This window comes from Leptospiraceae bacterium, assembly GCA_024233835.1.
Taxonomy (GTDB): domain Bacteria; phylum Spirochaetota; class Leptospiria; order Leptospirales; family Leptospiraceae; genus JACKPC01.
Window position 1 is genome coordinate 1652193 of the sequence record JACKPC010000001.1, and the last position, 17536, is coordinate 1669728.

General features: G+C 37.9%; 13 protein-coding genes and 1 rRNA gene. 5 read left to right on the forward strand and 9 right to left on the reverse strand.

The features are described from left to right. Positions 1 to 96: 96 nt before the first annotated feature. Positions 97 to 2214: an adenylate/guanylate cyclase domain-containing protein gene (locus tag H7A25_07505; GenBank protein ID MCP5499731.1), complete on the reverse strand. Its 2118-nt coding sequence runs from the start codon at positions 2212 to 2214 to the stop codon at positions 97 to 99. A gap of 165 nt (positions 2215 to 2379) precedes the next feature. On the opposite strand from H7A25_07505, the gene rrf reads away from it, so the two are divergent. From rrf to H7A25_07525, 4 genes are all read left to right on the forward strand, one after another. Next, positions 2380 to 2496 (forward strand): 5S ribosomal RNA (gene rrf, locus H7A25_07510). 132 nt (positions 2497 to 2628) lie between these two features. After that, positions 2629 to 3444, forward strand: coding sequence for a hypothetical protein (locus H7A25_07515; protein ID MCP5499732.1), 816 nt, complete (start codon positions 2629 to 2631; stop codon positions 3442 to 3444). A gap of 15 nt (positions 3445 to 3459) precedes the next feature. Beyond that, positions 3460 to 4002, forward strand: coding sequence for a YceI family protein (locus H7A25_07520; protein MCP5499733.1), 543 nt, complete (start codon positions 3460 to 3462; stop codon positions 4000 to 4002). Position 4003: 1 nt separating this feature from the next. Continuing rightward, the gene (locus tag H7A25_07525; protein ID MCP5499734.1) at positions 4004 to 5599 is read left to right on the forward strand and encodes a potassium transporter Trk; all 1596 of its coding nucleotides are present in this window, start codon (positions 4004 to 4006) and stop codon (positions 5597 to 5599) included. On the opposite strand, the gene bioA is transcribed toward H7A25_07525, so the two are convergent. The 5 genes from bioA to H7A25_07550 all read right to left on the reverse strand — a co-directional run bounded on the left by bioA (position 5585) and on the right by H7A25_07550 (position 12895). Continuing rightward, complete coding sequence (bioA, locus tag H7A25_07530; GenBank protein ID MCP5499735.1) at positions 5585 to 6868, reverse strand: adenosylmethionine--8-amino-7-oxononanoate transaminase; 1284 nt, start codon at positions 6866 to 6868, stop codon at positions 5585 to 5587. The genes H7A25_07525 and bioA overlap by 15 nt on opposite strands. Further along, positions 6868 to 7794 (reverse strand): hypothetical protein, encoded by a 927-nt coding sequence (locus H7A25_07535; GenBank protein ID MCP5499736.1) that lies wholly within the window; start codon positions 7792 to 7794, stop codon positions 6868 to 6870. The genes bioA and H7A25_07535 overlap by 1 nt, the downstream gene beginning before the upstream one ends. An 84-nt stretch (positions 7795 to 7878) precedes the next feature. Further along, a complete protein-coding gene (locus tag H7A25_07540) occupies positions 7879 to 10836 on the reverse strand; it encodes a TonB-dependent receptor (GenBank protein MCP5499737.1) in 2958 nt (985 codons plus the stop codon). A 49-nt stretch (positions 10837 to 10885) separates the two neighbouring features. Continuing rightward, positions 10886 to 11467 (reverse strand): hypothetical protein, encoded by a 582-nt coding sequence (locus H7A25_07545; protein MCP5499738.1) that lies wholly within the window; start codon positions 11465 to 11467, stop codon positions 10886 to 10888. A gap of 75 nt (positions 11468 to 11542) precedes the next feature. Then, complete coding sequence (locus H7A25_07550; GenBank protein MCP5499739.1) at positions 11543 to 12895, reverse strand: hypothetical protein; 1353 nt, start codon at positions 12893 to 12895, stop codon at positions 11543 to 11545. Positions 12896 to 13068: 173 nt separating this feature from the next. On the opposite strand from H7A25_07550, the gene H7A25_07555 reads away from it, so the two are divergent. Further along, positions 13069 to 13461 (forward strand): hypothetical protein, encoded by a 393-nt coding sequence (locus tag H7A25_07555; protein ID MCP5499740.1) that lies wholly within the window; start codon positions 13069 to 13071, stop codon positions 13459 to 13461. Positions 13462 to 13519: 58 nt separating this feature from the next. On the opposite strand, the gene H7A25_07560 is transcribed toward H7A25_07555, so the two are convergent. The 3 genes from H7A25_07560 to H7A25_07570 form a co-directional block, all read right to left on the reverse strand. Beyond that, complete coding sequence (locus H7A25_07560) at positions 13520 to 13891, reverse strand: rhodanese-like domain-containing protein (protein ID MCP5499741.1); 372 nt, start codon at positions 13889 to 13891, stop codon at positions 13520 to 13522. A gap of 80 nt (positions 13892 to 13971) precedes the next feature. Beyond that, positions 13972 to 14559 (reverse strand): hypothetical protein, encoded by a 588-nt coding sequence (locus H7A25_07565; GenBank protein MCP5499742.1) that lies wholly within the window; start codon positions 14557 to 14559, stop codon positions 13972 to 13974. 131 nt (positions 14560 to 14690) lie between these two features. Then, the gene (locus H7A25_07570; GenBank protein MCP5499743.1) at positions 14691 to 17126 is read right to left on the reverse strand and encodes a hypothetical protein; all 2436 of its coding nucleotides are present in this window, start codon (positions 17124 to 17126) and stop codon (positions 14691 to 14693) included. Between the last annotated feature and the right edge of the window lie 410 nt (positions 17127 to 17536).

The window sequence follows — 17536 nt, forward strand, 5'->3', positions numbered from 1 at the left end:
AAATAAATTGATAACTCACCTTACGCAGTAGCCTGTGAGCGTAGCCGAAGGGCAGTAACCGGCTCTGTTAGCTGAAAAAAAGGGTCTGGTTTGCCTTTATGGATGAAAATGGAACTCTTCCGAGAGTTCATTCTTTAATTCCGGAGAATGATTTTTATATTTCTTACAGTGTTTTAAGTATTTCACGGCCAGGATATCTTCCGGATTTTGTTTGAGAACTTCTTCAAATAGCTTTTCGGATTCTGCAAAATTTTTATCAAAATATAATAAAACAGCTTTTTCAAACGATCCTCTGGTTTGAAGCTTTATGTGGATTACTTCTTCACTATCTCCATTGAATACATCAAAAATATGAACTCTTTCTTTTTTTCCTTTTACTCTTACCTTTCCTAAATATCTGTATTGAAAATTTTGCGTTTTTTCTACTTTGTCCAGGGTTTCTTTCGTTATAATAAGGGATGAATAGTAATAGCGGGTGAGTCCTTCTATACGAGACGCGAGATTTACCGCATCGGATATAACCGTTCCTTCCATTCTTTCTTTTTCTCCAATAGTGCCGAGCATGAGTCTTCCTGTATGGATTCCCATTCCAATTTGGATAGGAATATATCGGGGATATTTGATTCCTTTTTGATTGAAGCGATTTAAGCGTTTGAGGATTTTGATTCCGGCTTTTAGTGCATTATCTGGTTCTGTTGGAAAGATTGCCATTACAGCATCTCCTATATATTTATCTACAAACCCCCCCATGTTTCGAATAATCGGAGCCACGATTTTTAAATAGCGGTTTATATAATCGAAGGTCTCTTTTGGGCTTAAGTTTTCTGATATTTGTGTAAAAGAACGGATATCTAAAAACAGGATAGTCATCTCTCCTTCTACCTGATCACCAAGGCGAATATTGGTAATATGACTGATGTTTAAAATTTTTAAGAACTCTGTAGGTACAAAATAGCTGTAGGCCTTATTCGTTCGATTTAAGTCTTCTGAAAGACTCTCCACTTTTCTAAAAGCATTGGAAAATTTCTGGGAAAGTAAAAAAGATTGAGAAAAGATAAAGATAAAAACTCCGAGCGGTACAATATTTCCGAAGGAAATTAACTCATTATTATAAAGTGTATCTATAACGACAGTTGCTCCGAAAGCTAAAAAACCTAAAAAAGCGGTTAATGAACCCTCTACTTTTTTAACGATCAGGGAGAACATTACAAACATGATATAAAAAGCATAAAGGAATATAACGATCTGGTAAGGAACTGCTGTGTGACTGTAATACACTCCGGTACTGATTAAACAAAACAGGATTAAAAGTCCGGCTAAAATTTTTGAAAGGTTTAAAGCTTTTTTTGAAATGTAACCGGCGAAAGCGAGATATACAAAATAAACGAAGAAGGGTAGACTAATATAAAAAGAAATGTATTCCAGTTTAAGCTGAACTTCAAAAGGAGCATTTGGAAAAAGCTGTATGATATAACGTTCTCCTGTGATGAGTAAACGTAAAATAGCTGCAAAGCAAAACAGGGCAAAATACAGGGTAGAAGGTTCTTTCTTTCTTAAAACAAAAAGACCTACATGATAAAAAGTCATAATAAGAAGACTTCCGAATAAAAAAAGTTCAAATAAGATGGCTCGTTCCCTGACCTGTAAAATATCTTCTGCTTTTCCTAAAAGAAGATCTGACCAGGTTCCCGCTTTACGATGGTGAAAATTGGAAATATGGATAACTATATCTAACTCTTCTCCCTGGTGGTGAAAAAGACGTGTTTGGGGTAACCACTGTGCCTTCATGTTTTCTTTGGTCTTGCCTATTTCGCCATTTTTGGCTATTAGCTTTCCATTTATCCAGAGAGAGTAAGCTGAATACATATCTCCAATTCGAATTCCGAAAACTTCTCCATCAGACACAAGCTTGACTTTTAGATGATAGGTGGCGTAGCCGGAGCCCGGTAATTCTTTCCCCTCATAAATATATTCGTTCCAGAGGGCCGGAACCTGGATATAGTGTTTGGGTTCCGGTGGATTTTTTAAGAAGGTTTCAGGACTTATAAATTCACCGTAATAGAACTCCCATTCACCGTAAAGTTGAATGGTTTTAGAGTTTTGTAAATCCGGTTCGCTTAAAACAAAAAGCCCTTTTGTAGCCTTTGATGCAGCAGTAAGGAAGTTTACCGGTAAGCATAGTATTAAAAGTAAATAAATAAATCTATATTTCAAACGCTATTTCCTGCGGAGAAGGAATGAATGTAGAATGGGTTTCTTTTTATACTCTGGCAAGCGAAAAATCGGATATGAACCGGTTATATAAAAATATAATAGAAAAGGGAAGATTTTCATAAATTAAGCTTGACGAAAACAGCTAATAATAACATGCTGTCTTTGCCTGGTAGTTATGGAGAAGGGGAAATACCTGTTCCCATCCCGAACACAGAAGTCAAGCCCTTCATCGCCAATGGTACTATGCGGTTCGCTGCATGGGAGAGTAGGACGCCGCCAGGCACCCTTTATTTTGTTCCCTTGTTTAAATCATACAAACCCCATACCGGAATTTAATTGCTTTTTTTTATCTACCTATTAGTCTAATATCAAAATTCCTCTCAAGTAATTTCATGAAAAGCGAGGATGAAAGTCATGGGAATATTTTCAGACAGTGATAAACTCGGAGACCCCTTCGATGTGCTCATCGATTCCGAACTCGACCTTATCGATATGAACCATGAGTTTAACTCTTCCTTACACATGGAGGAGCAGGTGTTCGGACGTTTTAGCCGGGAAGATATACGAGCCATGATGAAAGAAGCCGGAATTTTTCGCTGCCTCGAAAATCGCGGATATTTTGACTGTCGTTTGGAGATTAATCCTATTTCGGAACTGGATAATCGAATCTATATAAAAACAAAAGATAAAGAAATTCTTATCCACATGCGTTTAAAGTTAAACGACTTTACCCTGAAAAAATTGGCTGAAACGTATAAAATGGTTTATATCGACTGGCTATTATCCCAGAATGTAAAAATGGGAAAGTTAAAGGAAAAGAAAAGACTTTTCCAGGGTCAGGAGTATCCGGGTTTGAATATTTTTAAAGAGCTAACCGAATTTATTGTACATTTAATGGTTCAAATGGGAGCTCATGGTATTTTTAATGTTCCGGAATACTTTCATGATGCGGTTTTATTTCATAAGAATTCTCATTTTGTTGACCCTGTAAAAGAGGGTACCTTTCGCTATTTAATGACCCGCTTAAAAGACTATAACCTCAGGGATTTAAGTAACCTGATTCATTCCAATCGTGTAAAATACGGAGAAAGCGGTGACACTTATCAGTGGAAATACGGAGAAATGCTTTATACCCGTTCTTCCTATTTGCAGGCCGAGTTATTCAACGAAACCTATCACGAAACAGTCAGACAAATACTGGAAAAAGAAAGATATTTTATAATAATCTAATATACAGGAGTTTGGATGAAAACTTTATTAGTACTTAGTTTTCTAATTTTTTCTTTCCCCCTTCTTTCGGAAGAAAAGCCGAAAGAAGGGGTTTATAAGCTAAATTCGGTATCTATCGAATTTCAAAGCGGAACAAGGTTTGGAGCGGTAAAAGGAAAGTTTCAAAAGGTTTCGGTGGTAAAGTTAAATGTTCTTAAAAAAGAACTGAGCCTGAGTATAGACACATCTTCTGTAGATACCGGACTCGGAATGCGGGATAAACACCTGCGAGCTGAAGATTTCTTCGATACAGGTAAATACCCGAAAGCAAGTTTTACTCTGAATAGCCTTGATGAATCTTCTCCGACCCGGGTTCAGGCAAAGGGACTTCTCCACTTGAAAGGAAAAGATAAACCTCTTACTTTTTCCGCCACAAAGCTTGAATCGGATAAGAAGCTGGAATATAAGGGTAAGTTGGAATTGTCGCGGAAAGAATTTGGAATGGTCTATGATTCACTTATCAACCCTATTGAAGATAAAGTTACTGTAATATTCTCTCTTTCTATAGATAAAGAATAATTTGAAGCGTTTACAATTCCTCTTTGTATATTTAAAAATCCTAATTCAATTAATTTATAGGTTTCTTACAAAGGGGATTTCTTCTCTTTCTGTCGCCAGGATAATAGCTTTAAGTTTTCTTTTTGCTATATTTTTTGGTTCTATTCTTTTATACCTGGTAGAGCTTCATAATCCAACTAAACCTCTTTCCTATACCGATGCTCTGTATATGTCTACTTCCGCTTTTTGTGTAACAGGGCTGGCCGTTGTTCCTTTAAGTTCCTTTACACTAAGCGGCCAAATTTGTATCTTGCTTTTTATCAAGCTGGGTGGACTCGGAATTATAATATTCACCGTGCTTGCCGGTATGCTTCTAATTAAGGGAATTTCAAGAAATACAAAGTTGAACTCTTTTCTCACAGAGTTTTTAGATGATAATAAGAATACGAAAAGTCCGGAGGTTTCGAAATACGGGGGTTCCGGGGTGTTCAGGGCCATTATCTCCATTTTTCAGGTTTCGATTATTATTGAACTTATAGGGGCTTTATTTTTATATTTTTCTTTACCCGACTCGCAGGACATAGAAAAATACAACCGATTTTTTTTAAGTTTATTCACCTCGATTTCCGCTTTCAATAATGCAGGTTTTTCTCTGACTGATAATCTGAATTTTTTACGTTCAGAATCATTTCCTCTATTCGTGGTCTCTGTTTTGATTATTCTCGGAGGAATAGGCTTTCCGGTTGTGATTCTTATCGAAAAGATTTTTTTGGAAACCATGAAAAATTTGATGTATAAACTGGAAGCCTATTTTGAAAATAGTATGATGCGTAGAGCCCTCTCCGGTAAGGATCCAAAGTTTTTTCATGTCTGGGTTATCCGCTTATCGTATTATTTTGAAGAGAGATTTATGCTTTATAATCAAGGGATACGTGGTGAATCAAACCTCGTTCAATCAAAAATCATCCTCTACGGAACGTTCGGCTTAATTGTATTCGGAACTCTATTTGTTCTCTTCTTAGAATATGACTCGGCTCTTCAGGGTCTTACAAATCTGGATAAGTTTATGAATGCTTTTTTCCTTTCCGTTTCTTCCCGGACGGCAGGTTTTAGTACCTTTGATTTGGCGACACTCAAGCACAGCTCCATTGTTTTGATTTGTCTTTTGATGTTTGTAGGAGGAGGCCCACAGGGAACTGCGGGTGGAATCAAGATTACGACCTTTGCAATTCTTTTACAATATTTGAAAAATGTAATTAGTACGAGCCAGTCCGTTCACATTTTTGGAGAGACTATTTCCAAGCGTTCGGTAGCCATGAGTATCCGGCTTTATTTCTTAGCCACTACCTTTCTTGCCAGTATGGGATTTATTTTAACCGTGTTTCATGAAAATAAGGAAATGCACTATATTTTCTTTGAAATGATTTCGGCCTTCTGCACGGTAGGTTTTAGTTTGAATTTTACTGAAGAAATAAACCAGCTCGAAAAACTGGTTTATTCCGGGCTTATGTACTTTGGCCGAATTGGTATTCTTACTACTTTGGTGGCTATTACCGGTTTTGAGGGAACGACGCAGCTCGGAGAAATCGATGATGATGTGAAGCTACAGATTGGTTAGGGAATATTCTATGGCTTCAAATATCTGCTCAATCGATTCTTCTTTTATGATATACGGCGGGGTGATGTAGACCACATTTCCTAAGGGTCGAAGAATCACTCCTTTTTCTAAACAGGTTTTCGCGAATTCCTTTCCGATAGGATTGGTATAGGAATCTTCCGTTTTCAAATTAAAACAGGCGATAGCACCGAGAACGCGAAGTTTTTCGATTCTATCTGGAAATTTTTCCTGTAAGAGTTTTAGTTTTTTTGCAAATACCTTTTCCAGATTTCTTACTTCGAGTAACCTGTTTTCTTTTTCGTATAGTTCTAAAGAGCTAAGAGCAGCAGCGGCAGAAGGTGGATTCCCTGTCATGGTGTGGCCGTGATAAAAGGCTTTTTCAGGTTCTTCAGAATAAAAGGCTTCGTAGATTTTTTCATTCACCAGGGTAGCTGCGATAGGTAAAACTCCTCCACTAAAAGCTTTGGCTAAAGTGAGAATATCCGGTGAAACATTCGCATACTCGTAAGCAAAATTTTCTCCGAGTCTTCCGAAACCGGTAAAGACTTCATCGAGTATAAAAACGATTCCGTATTGCCTGCAAAGCTTATCTATTTCTTGTAATATCTCTTTTTTATAAAATTTGAAACCACAGGCAGCCTGTACAATTGGTTCGATAATAATGGCAGCTACCGTATTTCCATCTGTTTCGAGATAAGTTTTTAGATTCTGTAAACAGTCTAATTCACAGTTCTCTCTACTTTTTTGCAGGGGACAGGAGTAACAGTCTGCCGAGATAAATTCTTTTACCGGAAGTAGCATATCTTTAAAAACTCCGTGGAAGCTTTCACTTCCGCTCAGCGACATGGTTCCAATTGTGTCCCCGTGGTAGGAAGCCGAAAAACGGATAAATTTTTTGCGCTTTGTATCACCGGAGTTGATGTGGTATTGGTAAGCTATCTTTACTGCGATTTCATTGGCACAGGAGCCATTATCGGAGTAAAAAACTTTTCGGAAGGTGTTTTTTGTAATTTCTAAGGTCTTTTTTGCCAGGTTTTCTGCAGCTTCATGGCTGAAGCCGGCAAGAATTACATGGTCTAGGTTATGAAGTTGTTTATAAATGGATTCTAATATTTTGGGATGATTATGACCATGAATAGAAACCCACCAGGACGCGACTGCATCTATATAGGCTTTACCGGCCTCATCATAAAGAAATTCTTCTTTTGCTTTTGCAATTTTTAAGTTACTATATTTTGTTTTTTGAATAGAATATGGATGCCAGATCATCAGGGTTTTACCTTCAGGATAAATACGTGAAACATTTCTGATTTGGTTTTACAGGATTTGGGGTAGGACTTTTTTGCTTTATCGGATACGAAAGCAAGGGTTGTTTCGTCTATCCAGCTTACACCTTCTATATTACAATATAGAAGTTCTTTTTGTTTTCCTCGCGGGAAAGCGTAGATAAGGCCCTTGTTTTTTAATTTCCAGGAACCTTTCATAAATTCTCCTATCCAAACGTAAGAACCTTCCTGTGAAGTGATTGCAACTTTGTCTTCTAATAGAGCTATATCCGAATAGTCACTGAATCCCTGTAAATAGGGGAGTTCTATTACTGCTTCTTTTTTCCATTTATTTTTTTGTAAGCCAAATACATAGAGAATTCCCTTTTTATTTTTATAAGCTTTTCCGCAACCTTCTCCTTCGCAGAGAGCTACAAGTTGAGGGTGAGACAGACGCCTTGTAAAGGCGAGACCTTCGAATCCCTTGTTTTCTTTCTTTAATGGAACCTTCGAGGAAAATTCGTCTAATTTGTTACCGGAGGTATCGTAGATATGAATATAGGGTATGTATTCTCCTTTTTCTTTTCTGGATTCTTCCGCAATGAAGAGGTAAGGTTTATCGGTAAAACCAAAACTAATCGCTTCAAATTGAGAGTCGTCTTTGTTACTACCAAAAAAAGAAATGTTTTCTACTTTTTTATTTTTGAATGTAAAGGAAGCTATACGCTCTGTATTATCAAAAACTACGTAGATACGTTCCGAGGTATAAACAAGGCCGCTGGCTTCATACTTAGAAAGTTTATCATCGGCTATTTCTGAAAATTTAACTTCATAAATTGCAGAATTCAATTCCTCTGTTTTCTGTTTTGTAAGCGGATTCTTGCAATGGGAAAATAAGAGAAGTGAGAATATAAGAAGTCTTAAAAGCATTCTTCGAGACTTTAAAAGTCCCTGTAAATTGCAAGTTAAAAAAAATGGCCTGCTATTAGCAGGCCTCAAGTAGGTAAGGAAAGTTTAAAACTTGTAGGTAGCGGATGCTGTAAAGGTTACCCCTTCACGGTAAGAACCAAACAAATCATTCGTTCCCATTAATTCATTTCTCTGGTATGTTCTAAACCTTGTATCCATGATATTCTTGGCGGCGAGTTTGATATCTAGATGCTTTCCCTGTTTATGTTGAAAAACGATATCTGTAACACCTACCCCTTTTTCATAGGCATCCGGTGCATTGGAAGCTCCTACAACAGAAATTCTGTCACCGAAGTAATTGTAATAAAGACCGATAGAGGTATTTTTCTTTGTATCGATAAAGTATAAGAATTTTACGTTATATACAAAGTCAGATTGTCCCTGTAATGGTCTTACACGGTTTGTAGGGTCATAGGAAAACAGTTTGGATGAAGTTCCGACAAGACCGAGTTTTACAGCTGTATACTGGGAATCATCCATTACTTCTACGCGGGATTTTATGAAGAAAAAGTTGGTTTCAATTCTAAACTTATCAAAGAAATCTTTTCTTCCATCTAATTCCAGACCTCTAATATAGGCTTCCCTGGCATTGGTATAGGTATAAACAAAACCCGGTGAACCGGCTAAGGGTTGTCCGACTATTTCTATAGGATTGGAAAGTTGTTTTAAGAAAAGACCGGCACCTACGAAGTCCGCTCCCTTTATATACCATTCATAACGAAAATCATAGTTATGAATATAGGATCTTTGTAAGGAAGAGTTACCGTATACAAGGTTTGCACCAAAATAGGGACTAAATCCGAAAGGAGATAATTCTCTCAGGTCGGGTCGGGTTAAGGTTTCCGTATAGGCCCATCTCAGGTTCTGGTCTTTTTTGAATTCCCAGACAAAATTTAGAGAAGGTAAAGTATCCTGTGTGCGTAGTTCTCCCACACCGTTATTGTCAGGTCTGCAAATACCTGTTTGTATTAAAGCACTTCTTTCATAATCATTCGAATACTTACAGCCATAATCAAGATTGGTTCCATTCAGCGTATCTTTTAGAGCAAATGTTTTTACTTTTTGATAACTATCCTCGTATCTTGCACCACCGACAAAGCGAACATTTGGAACCAGAGGCATGTCGACCTGTGCGAAATACGCATTTATCTTGTGGATGGCATCATAAGCATTAGATTCTTCCGCCCGTTCCGTGAAGGTCCTATCTCCATTTAAGAATACAAGAGGGTTATAAAGAAGTTCTCCCGGAACCGGAAAAGGAACATCATTATCCGAACCAACAAATCGTCTCTGGATAAATTCCCGGAATCGAAAGTTTTTATAACGACTCGAACTCAAATAACCTACTTTCGCTTTTGAATAGAGACCGTCCCATTGCTTGAAAGGAATTTCATACTTTAAGCTGAGAGATTTCATAATATCATCGCTCTCAGAGAAAAAGCGGGTTCCATCAGGCCTGTTTCCCGATTTGGTATAGGGTCTATCGTAGGCCGTTTCGGTTCTTTGCCAGAGCTGGTTTCGTAGGTCCGGCTCATCCCGATTCGCATCGGAATAATTGAAAGCCCAATCAAGAATATGAGGTCTTCCCATCTCTCCTATATTGATAGCATTTTTTCCACCGAAGGTATTACTCATTAAGGTTCTACTCGTAAAACCGAGAGTCTGGTTTTTGAATAGGAAGTTATCGATACCATTATAACCATCCGCATCCCTTACAAACTTATCGGACTGAATAGTATATAATGTTTTGCTAAAAAACTGTTGTCCATCTACAGGTTCATAAGAAAGGTTTAAATTATTTCCCCAGAGAACTTCTTCGTTATACTGGTTGATATCCTGAGTTTGAAGAGTATCCAGATAAGTTGTCTCTTTTACAAAAGGAATGATTTGTCTTCCCACATATCGCTTTAACTTTTCTCTGCGAAAACGAAAGTTTCGATTATAGGAGGTTCCTGCCATGAATCCAAAACGACCGTATTTTTCTGTTTTGATAGTATTCCCTACTGAAAAGTTAAAATTCCTGTCAAAGGGAGCGTCCATTTTATCAGGAGTCCACTGGCTATCAAAAGATGATGTGGTCATGTTTATGAGTTGAGGAGGAATTCCACCAAATGCGTCTCCGGGTCGAAAGGGCATGAAGTCCGGGAAACTTTTTACCATGTCAGGTAACTTCTGTTTATCTCCAACCATACCGAAAGCATTTTTTTGTCCACCACCTTTGAAGGTTAAAAATTCATTACCGGTCGTATTATAGTTTCGTCCCAGGCCAAGCCCCAGACTCATCATGAATTCGTCGGGGTATTCTTTGGTTTCTATCTTGACTATTCCTCCGGAAAATTCAGCCGGGTCTTCGGGAACAAAGGTTTTTACAATTCGTAAATTTTTAATGGCTCCGGCAGGAAATAAGTCAAGGGGAATGACTCTTTTATCCGGTTCGGTAGAAGGAATGCTCATATCATCTAAGAGGGTATTGGAGTATCGTTCCCCGAGTCCGCGAACGAAGACATATTTTCCTCCAATAAGGGTTACACCGGTTACACGTTTGATGACTTCACCTGCTGAAGAGTCAGGACTTTTCTTGATAGACTCTGCACTGATTCCATCGGATACAGAACCGGATTTTCTCTGAGCTTGAAGAAGGGAGGCTTCTGTGTTATTTACAGCTCTTCCTTTTACCTCTACTACATCCAGAGCCTTGGCTCCGAAAGTAATATTTTGAGTTGTAGTTTGTCCTGCATTTATCGTGATATTTTTTACCTGGGTATCAAAGCCCATCATAATATATTCTACGCTGTGAGAACCCGCCGGTAAGTCGAGGCTGTATTTACCGTCAAAGTCTGTTCTTGCACCCTTTTTTAAGGCTCGAACAACTACTGTAACTCCAAATACAGGTTCAGCATTGGATGCGTCGATTATCTTTCCTTTCAGTGTTCCATCCTGAGCGAAAATTACCGTAGGTAATAGGCTCATAAACAAAAACAAGAAAGAGAGTTTCTGTATTATCCTTGTTTTATATTGCAACATTTTGTCTTTCCTTACACTCATCTATATATCAGGTACCCAAGGTACTCAGTTTGAATTTGCCTTTATTTTCAATTACAAGTTTTAGCTCATCGAGTTTTACCTGCTTCTCATCTATCAACAGATAAATCGATTCAATGATGTGTCCGTTTACTGTATTTAGCTTTCTTACATCCTTCCTCCATTCTATGGATTGAATTACAAAAGAATGATTCCCTATTTTCTGATAGAGTCTTGCAAGACCTGTTTTTCTCCTGAGAGAAACCATATCCATAGCTTTTTTGATAGTAGTATGGGCGACAAGAGCATTGGTTCCAAGGCTATTCGGAAGGATGATGTCTTCAAATTCTTTAAGAGAAAATAGAGTCTTATAATCATCCTGAACACCTTTTTGGGAAAACTCTTTTAGGAATTGCTTAATAGCTTCATCTCTGGACGAAGAAGCGTTTTGCAGCTTATAATCTTCTTTTATCCTTGAACGAAGTTCTTCCTGGTCTTTTCGAATTTGTTCATTTTCTAATTTAGCTTCCGGGCTTAGCTCGGGTTTATCTGATTTTTTACATGAATTGAATATACTTAAGCTACAAAGTATCAATAGTATTATGTATTTCATATATACTCCTATAAAGAAAAACCGGTAAGTGATTTACTTACCGGTATAGTAAAAAGGGATTGTGTTATGTATGCCTTACTTAGCTACGTATTCTGTCCAGCCCTCATACCATTTATTAGTAGAAGAAGCTCCACCGTAGTACTGGGTGTCGGTAAAGAAAGCATCATTAAAATTTGTATCTGACTTTAAACTAGCCGAAGGAGTTCCAACAGAAGCTGCTGTTGAATAATCCGGTTTTGTTGTAAACACACAGTTATCAGTTGTTCCGGAGCCTGCACTGGTAATGGGCAGAGCTGCTAAAGTTGAACCGCTGCTAATAGCCGTTGCAAGACTCGCACTGGTACAGGTAATGGTATTAGAAGCAGTCTGTGCAGTTTCAGAAAGAACATTCGTTACAGTAGGACTGGTTGGCTGACCGGTTCCTGCATTTGCATTACACATATAGTTTCCTTTGGAGAAGCCATAAATCAGACCGCTGGTAAAATAGCCCTGCATACCTTCTCTAAATCTCATACCGGCTCCACCTGTAACACCGGCTCCAATCAAAGTAAAGTTGGCTACAGAAGGTTTGGAAGTTAAACCTGTAACTGTAGTAGAGGCTTCTCCGTTGTTATGAGAACCATCCATTTCCATACCGTGTGGGTCAGAAGAAGCTGTTCCACCGCAGGAAGTAGGATACTTGTGTCCGATTAAGAATTGCATTTTTCCGAGGAATCCTTCGTCCATGTCGAAGTCATCGTCCATACCACCGGTTACCAGGGCGTATTTGACGGTAACTGCACCACCCCAGAATTCAAAACCATCATCCAGACCGCGGTGAACCTGGACATATTCGTAGCTGGTTCCCGAACCCACAGTATACGAACTGATTCCGTTTAACTCATCACCCGCAGAAACTTCGTTACCGGCAAATTCAACGCGGACATACTTGAGAGAACCGGAGCTATCTGTATTGTCACCGGAGCCACCGTAATTGGTTTTGTTTGCACCTTCTGTTTGTCCACCGGTACGGGTGTTGGTTCCGCCACCGATAATCACCACACCACCCCAGTCACCGGGAGCACGCTGCCCTACAGTTTTAGAAGATGTGAATACGATAGGATTTGTAGCAGTTCCAACTGCATTTATCTTGGAACCTTTGTGAATGAAAAGAGCAGAACCTGCACGTCCGTAGATTTTTGTTCCGGCTTCAATCGTTAAGGTTGAATTATTTGTTACATTGATAGTTTTTCCGTCTAAAACTACAGTTCCTTTCCAGGTTGTATTTCCGGTAATGTCAGCGGAAACAGTTGTAGTTGCTGATGGGGAAGATAGCGCAAGGGCTGCTAAAGCTGCTGAGTTGTCTTTTTTACTATCAGCCGGACAATGTATAAGTGAAAAGGAAATTGCGGTGATACTTGCAATTTGAAGAATATTTTTTAGTTTCATATAATCTTGTTCTCCTGATTTTTCCACGGGATTTATAAGAATCCCCTTCAATCTGCATCCGAGGCTACCGGTCTTTAGTTACGAAATTATTACATAATCATAAAGAATTTTCGATTCCCATGTAAGACTCTATTCATATTTTTGTAATATTTCTGTAATAAGTTCATGGATATATGGATCCATTATATTATTCAAGAATGGTAATGAATATGGATAAAAGATGGACTCTATCAATAATGATAGGCATAAGTATATTCGCAAATAGTATATTAGGCGATACTATTACTGTTATAAAAACAGGTGAGACTTTTGAGAACGTAAAAGTCAGTGAAGGAGAAGTGGAAGATAAGAAAGGGAAGAGAACAAAAGTTCAGGTGGTAGATTTTGAAGACGGCACACAAAAAGCTTTTGTCCCGGAATCGGTTACGGTAGAAAAAAAAGAAACTAACTGGAAGAAAGATGAAGAAGCAAAGACGGAGAAGAAAGAAGCAGATGACCCAGAAGCAGATAAATACTCAGCCTACATTTTTGGTGCCTGGGCTTTAGTCTGGCTTGCTTTATGGTAGATTAACTAAATCTAAACTACTAAAAAAACGGAGGAAAGAATTCCTCCGATTACTGCTTTTACCAGACGACGATCCCACCCCTCAAATTATACAAATTCTTATATCCCTGAGAAGCAAGGAAGTTGGCCGCGACCGTGCTTCGGTTTCCGCTTCTGCAATAGATTAAAACGGGTATGTCTTTAGGAATTTCGGAAATACGGGCCTGTAGCTCACTCATCGGGATAAATAAAGCCCCTTCGAGATGTCCTTCCTTCCATTCTGCCTCGGTTCTTACATCTACCATCAGGGTTTTGGGATTCTCAGCCTGAATCTTTTGCCAGGAGGCTTTATCTACCCAGGTAAAATTTTTGCTGTTTTCTAGCGTTTTAGCCGGGGGGGAACAGGCAATAATTAGAAAAACAAGGTTTACTGCTAATAAAATTCTTTTCATAGGTATAAAATGAAAAAAAACCTGTAACTGTCAAATACAAAGAAAGCAACTTGAGAATTTTAAGAAAGCTAAATATTAACTCATATAAGGTTTAAACCTATTTCCTGAGCTTCAACAGTAAATTCGTCTAAATCAATTTCCCTATTAATTTTTAAAATAACATCGCTCTTCATCGATTCGGATGAGAAAATTTTATTTATTAATTTCATCGGGATTTCTTTTTCATAGTATTCTTTGGAAAAATCGAAATATTTCTTCTGAGGATCTGAAAATATATGTAATAGCATATTCTTTTCATTCCCATAACTTTTCCATCTCTTTTGTCCGGATTCCCAAAAGGACAAAAAAGTTGAATATGGAATTGAAAATGCCGGTTCATTCAGGAAATTTCTAATAAAATGATTATCGGTTTCTCTTTGTTCTGTAATGAACTTTTGGCACTCTTCATTCTGTTGCTTATTGTAAACCTTGATGCCACAATTATTGTTCTCAAATAGAATGAAGTATTCATTTCCACTTCCGTCTCTCATAGAAGCCATTTGTTGGTTTAAGTCCCAGGAATGGTTAAAAGAATAGTAACGATACTCCCATTCAGGAGAAATGATTGCGTCTAAAAATGCCAATCGCTGAGAAATAAATAGTATCTGTTTGGGTTCTGGTAAATTCATTTGTGAAACCCTTATTATGTATTTAAAAATCAAGAATCGTAAATCTGTTTAAGTTCTCAAGCATAAAAAAAGCAAGTGAACCGTAAGTCCACTTGCTTTAGTATATTAGATTGTTCTAACTATTTTACTTCTTATTTAGCACATACTGAATCTGCAAAACTGGCGACCTGTTTTCCTTCTGAATTTACAGGGTTTCCATCTACGATACAAACAGCTGTACTGCTGGAGTCTTTTGTTGGATCAGCCCCGATGTCTGCAAACTTTTTATCTTCATCACTTGGAGTAAAGTCGGCAAGAGCTGTAGCAGCCTCTGTTTTCAGAGCACTTACATCGGTTCCTGCAGCAGCCGGATTGTATTTTATTGCAACTGAAAGATGTTTCACATAGTAAGAAACTTCACTTGCAGTACCTGTTGTCGAATCTAAAGTTTTAGTACTTAGTTTGGAACCATCCGGAATTACAGCTACCGGTTTGTAACTCATGAAGTCATTCGGATCTGCATTCGGATCCTGAACCCAGGGAATATCAAATTGTCCAAAACCCATGTAGTTAGCCGTAAACATTCCTTTCGCTGTTTTTATTGTAAAAGGAATGGGTTTATCAAACTTAACCGGAGTTCCATCAGCATTTTTTAAGATAGCCTTTTTCTCCCATTCGTTAGTTCCGTAATTCCAGGAGTAGGTTACAGTTGCTGTAGCCGGATCAAAAATCTTTTGGCATTCATTCACATTGGCAAAAGAAAGAGCTGTTCCGTGCATACCATAAACAGGTTGGGTAACGATTGTAGAGCCGCTTTTTAGAGTTAAATCTGTTCCTAAAGTATATTGAGTACCTGTGTAACCGACTCCACCGGCAGTATAGCAGGCATTTGCATCATATTTGTACAGAGTTTTTGCAGTAGCATTTTCATCAACTTCTTCGAAAATTTCGGCTATTACATTTGTTTGTCCACCGATAAAGTTTAAGGATTTTCCACTGGAACTCTCTCCTGCTAAGTAAAAGAAATAAAATTGACCGGCGTTAATAGTCAAATTCCCGCTGGTATCTGTACAGGTTTTCTTATACGTATTTGGATCGTTAGTGCAGGATTTACTTTTCACCCAGTTTGTTCCATCATATTTAACCACAAACTCTGCGTAGGTAGTCGGATCATAATATGTTAATGGAACATCTTTTAAATCGGCAAGAGCAATAGTCTCACGGATTTGACGTGATACACGACCCGGTATAACGGATACGGTATATTCTCCGCCTACAGTTCCATCAAATTTTACTTCAGTTACTTTTTCATTATCAACAGCATTACTCATCAAGCCGGTTGCCTGGTCATAAAAACTTACACCCCAGCGACTTGCCCAGCCTTCCTTCGTTCCACTTTTTACAGGGAACCCGGTATTTAGTACTACACGATTTCCTTCTGCATTGTATAAGCCATAACTATATACAATTTTTTCAGGGTTATTACGACTGATAATCGATTCCACCGATTTTCCTGTATTCATATCAGGAAGTTGTGTATAAACATAATCTTTGTTCCAACTGGATGTAGATACCGGAAAGTTCATATCTCCCTGGCCAGCATTATAAGATAATCTCTGGGTTACTTTTCCGGATTCTCCACCATTTGAGGTTTCTATTACGATGGATTCAGTTGATGCCGTTGTAATGGTATTTCCATTCATATTCATGGTTACACTGGCAGTATCCCAAATTTTAAGTTCTTCTTTATTTGTTGCAGAATCAGTTGATTTCTTCAAAATAAAGATCCCGGACATTTTAGATCCGCTTGCTGCATCATCCAGAGATAAAGAAAGAGCCATTTCAAAAGCTCCCCCGGTTTGCACGGTTGACTTTACTCCATCGATAGTAACTTCTTTATTTGTTGGAGGACTTAATACCTTGAAAGCTAAGGTTAATTTGGGTTTGACAACACCAAAGTTCAAGGAGCCCCACATCTTTACAAGTAGTGGAGGGCCATCGGTAGTAGAGGCCTGAACTGTCCAGTTTGCTTTCTGAGCCTGTCCCTGGGCTCCGCCACTGGAACCACCTGATGAGGATTGATCCATAGGCATAGTAAATTTGACTTTTCTTGGTCCTTTATCTACCAGATATTTATAACCACTGAGATTCATCATTTGAAAAAATTGATCAATCTGTTTTAACTGGTAAGTAATGGGATCCATAGAAAACACTTCAGGCTCATCCTTGGCGAAGTCCCCTTTCGTGGAAACACCATCCGTTTCTGCCTGGGTAGCAAGAAGTATACTTTTTGCGATACTGGAAATATCAGTATTTTGCAAAGAGCGGATTGCCTGGTTAAGCACAGAATTACTGGTGGTTATACTACTGGTATTACTTACAATAGAAAGCCGGGTAGGTAATACATAGGAGGTAGCACCATTTGAATTCAGTGCGTTTGCTCCGGAAGCGGCAGGACGATTCATTGCCATAAGGGCAATTGCCATATTCTGATCATCATTCTTCTTTTCTTTTTTACAATTAGCAAATGAAAAAATTGTTAGAAGGGAAAGAGCCGAAACAATATACCTAACATTTTTAGGCATCATAAAAATCTCCATAGGAATAAGATAAAATCTTTTTAGCTTCACTTTTTAGGTAATGTTGTCGCATCAAGTAATTTGACCAACAAAAGCGATGTTAATATTTTTTGGGAAGAAAAAAATATTTTTTTTAATCAATTTAAATAAAAAGTAAAAACTCAGTGAAAGACGATTTATAGAAGTTAAGGTATATAGGAAAATAATAAATATTGAATATATAGAAATGAAAAAATTTTTTTATAAGAAACTACTATAATATAAAGAGGGTCTATCATCAATTATAAAGCAATAGTTTTAATAGATTTTGCTACTTGACTTTTATTTTAAAAAATATGAATAGGATTGGAAAATTATTAGCACAGAACTATTTGGCTCGCACTTTCCTCAGGAGTCTTCGTCGTTTCAGTTTTTGATCT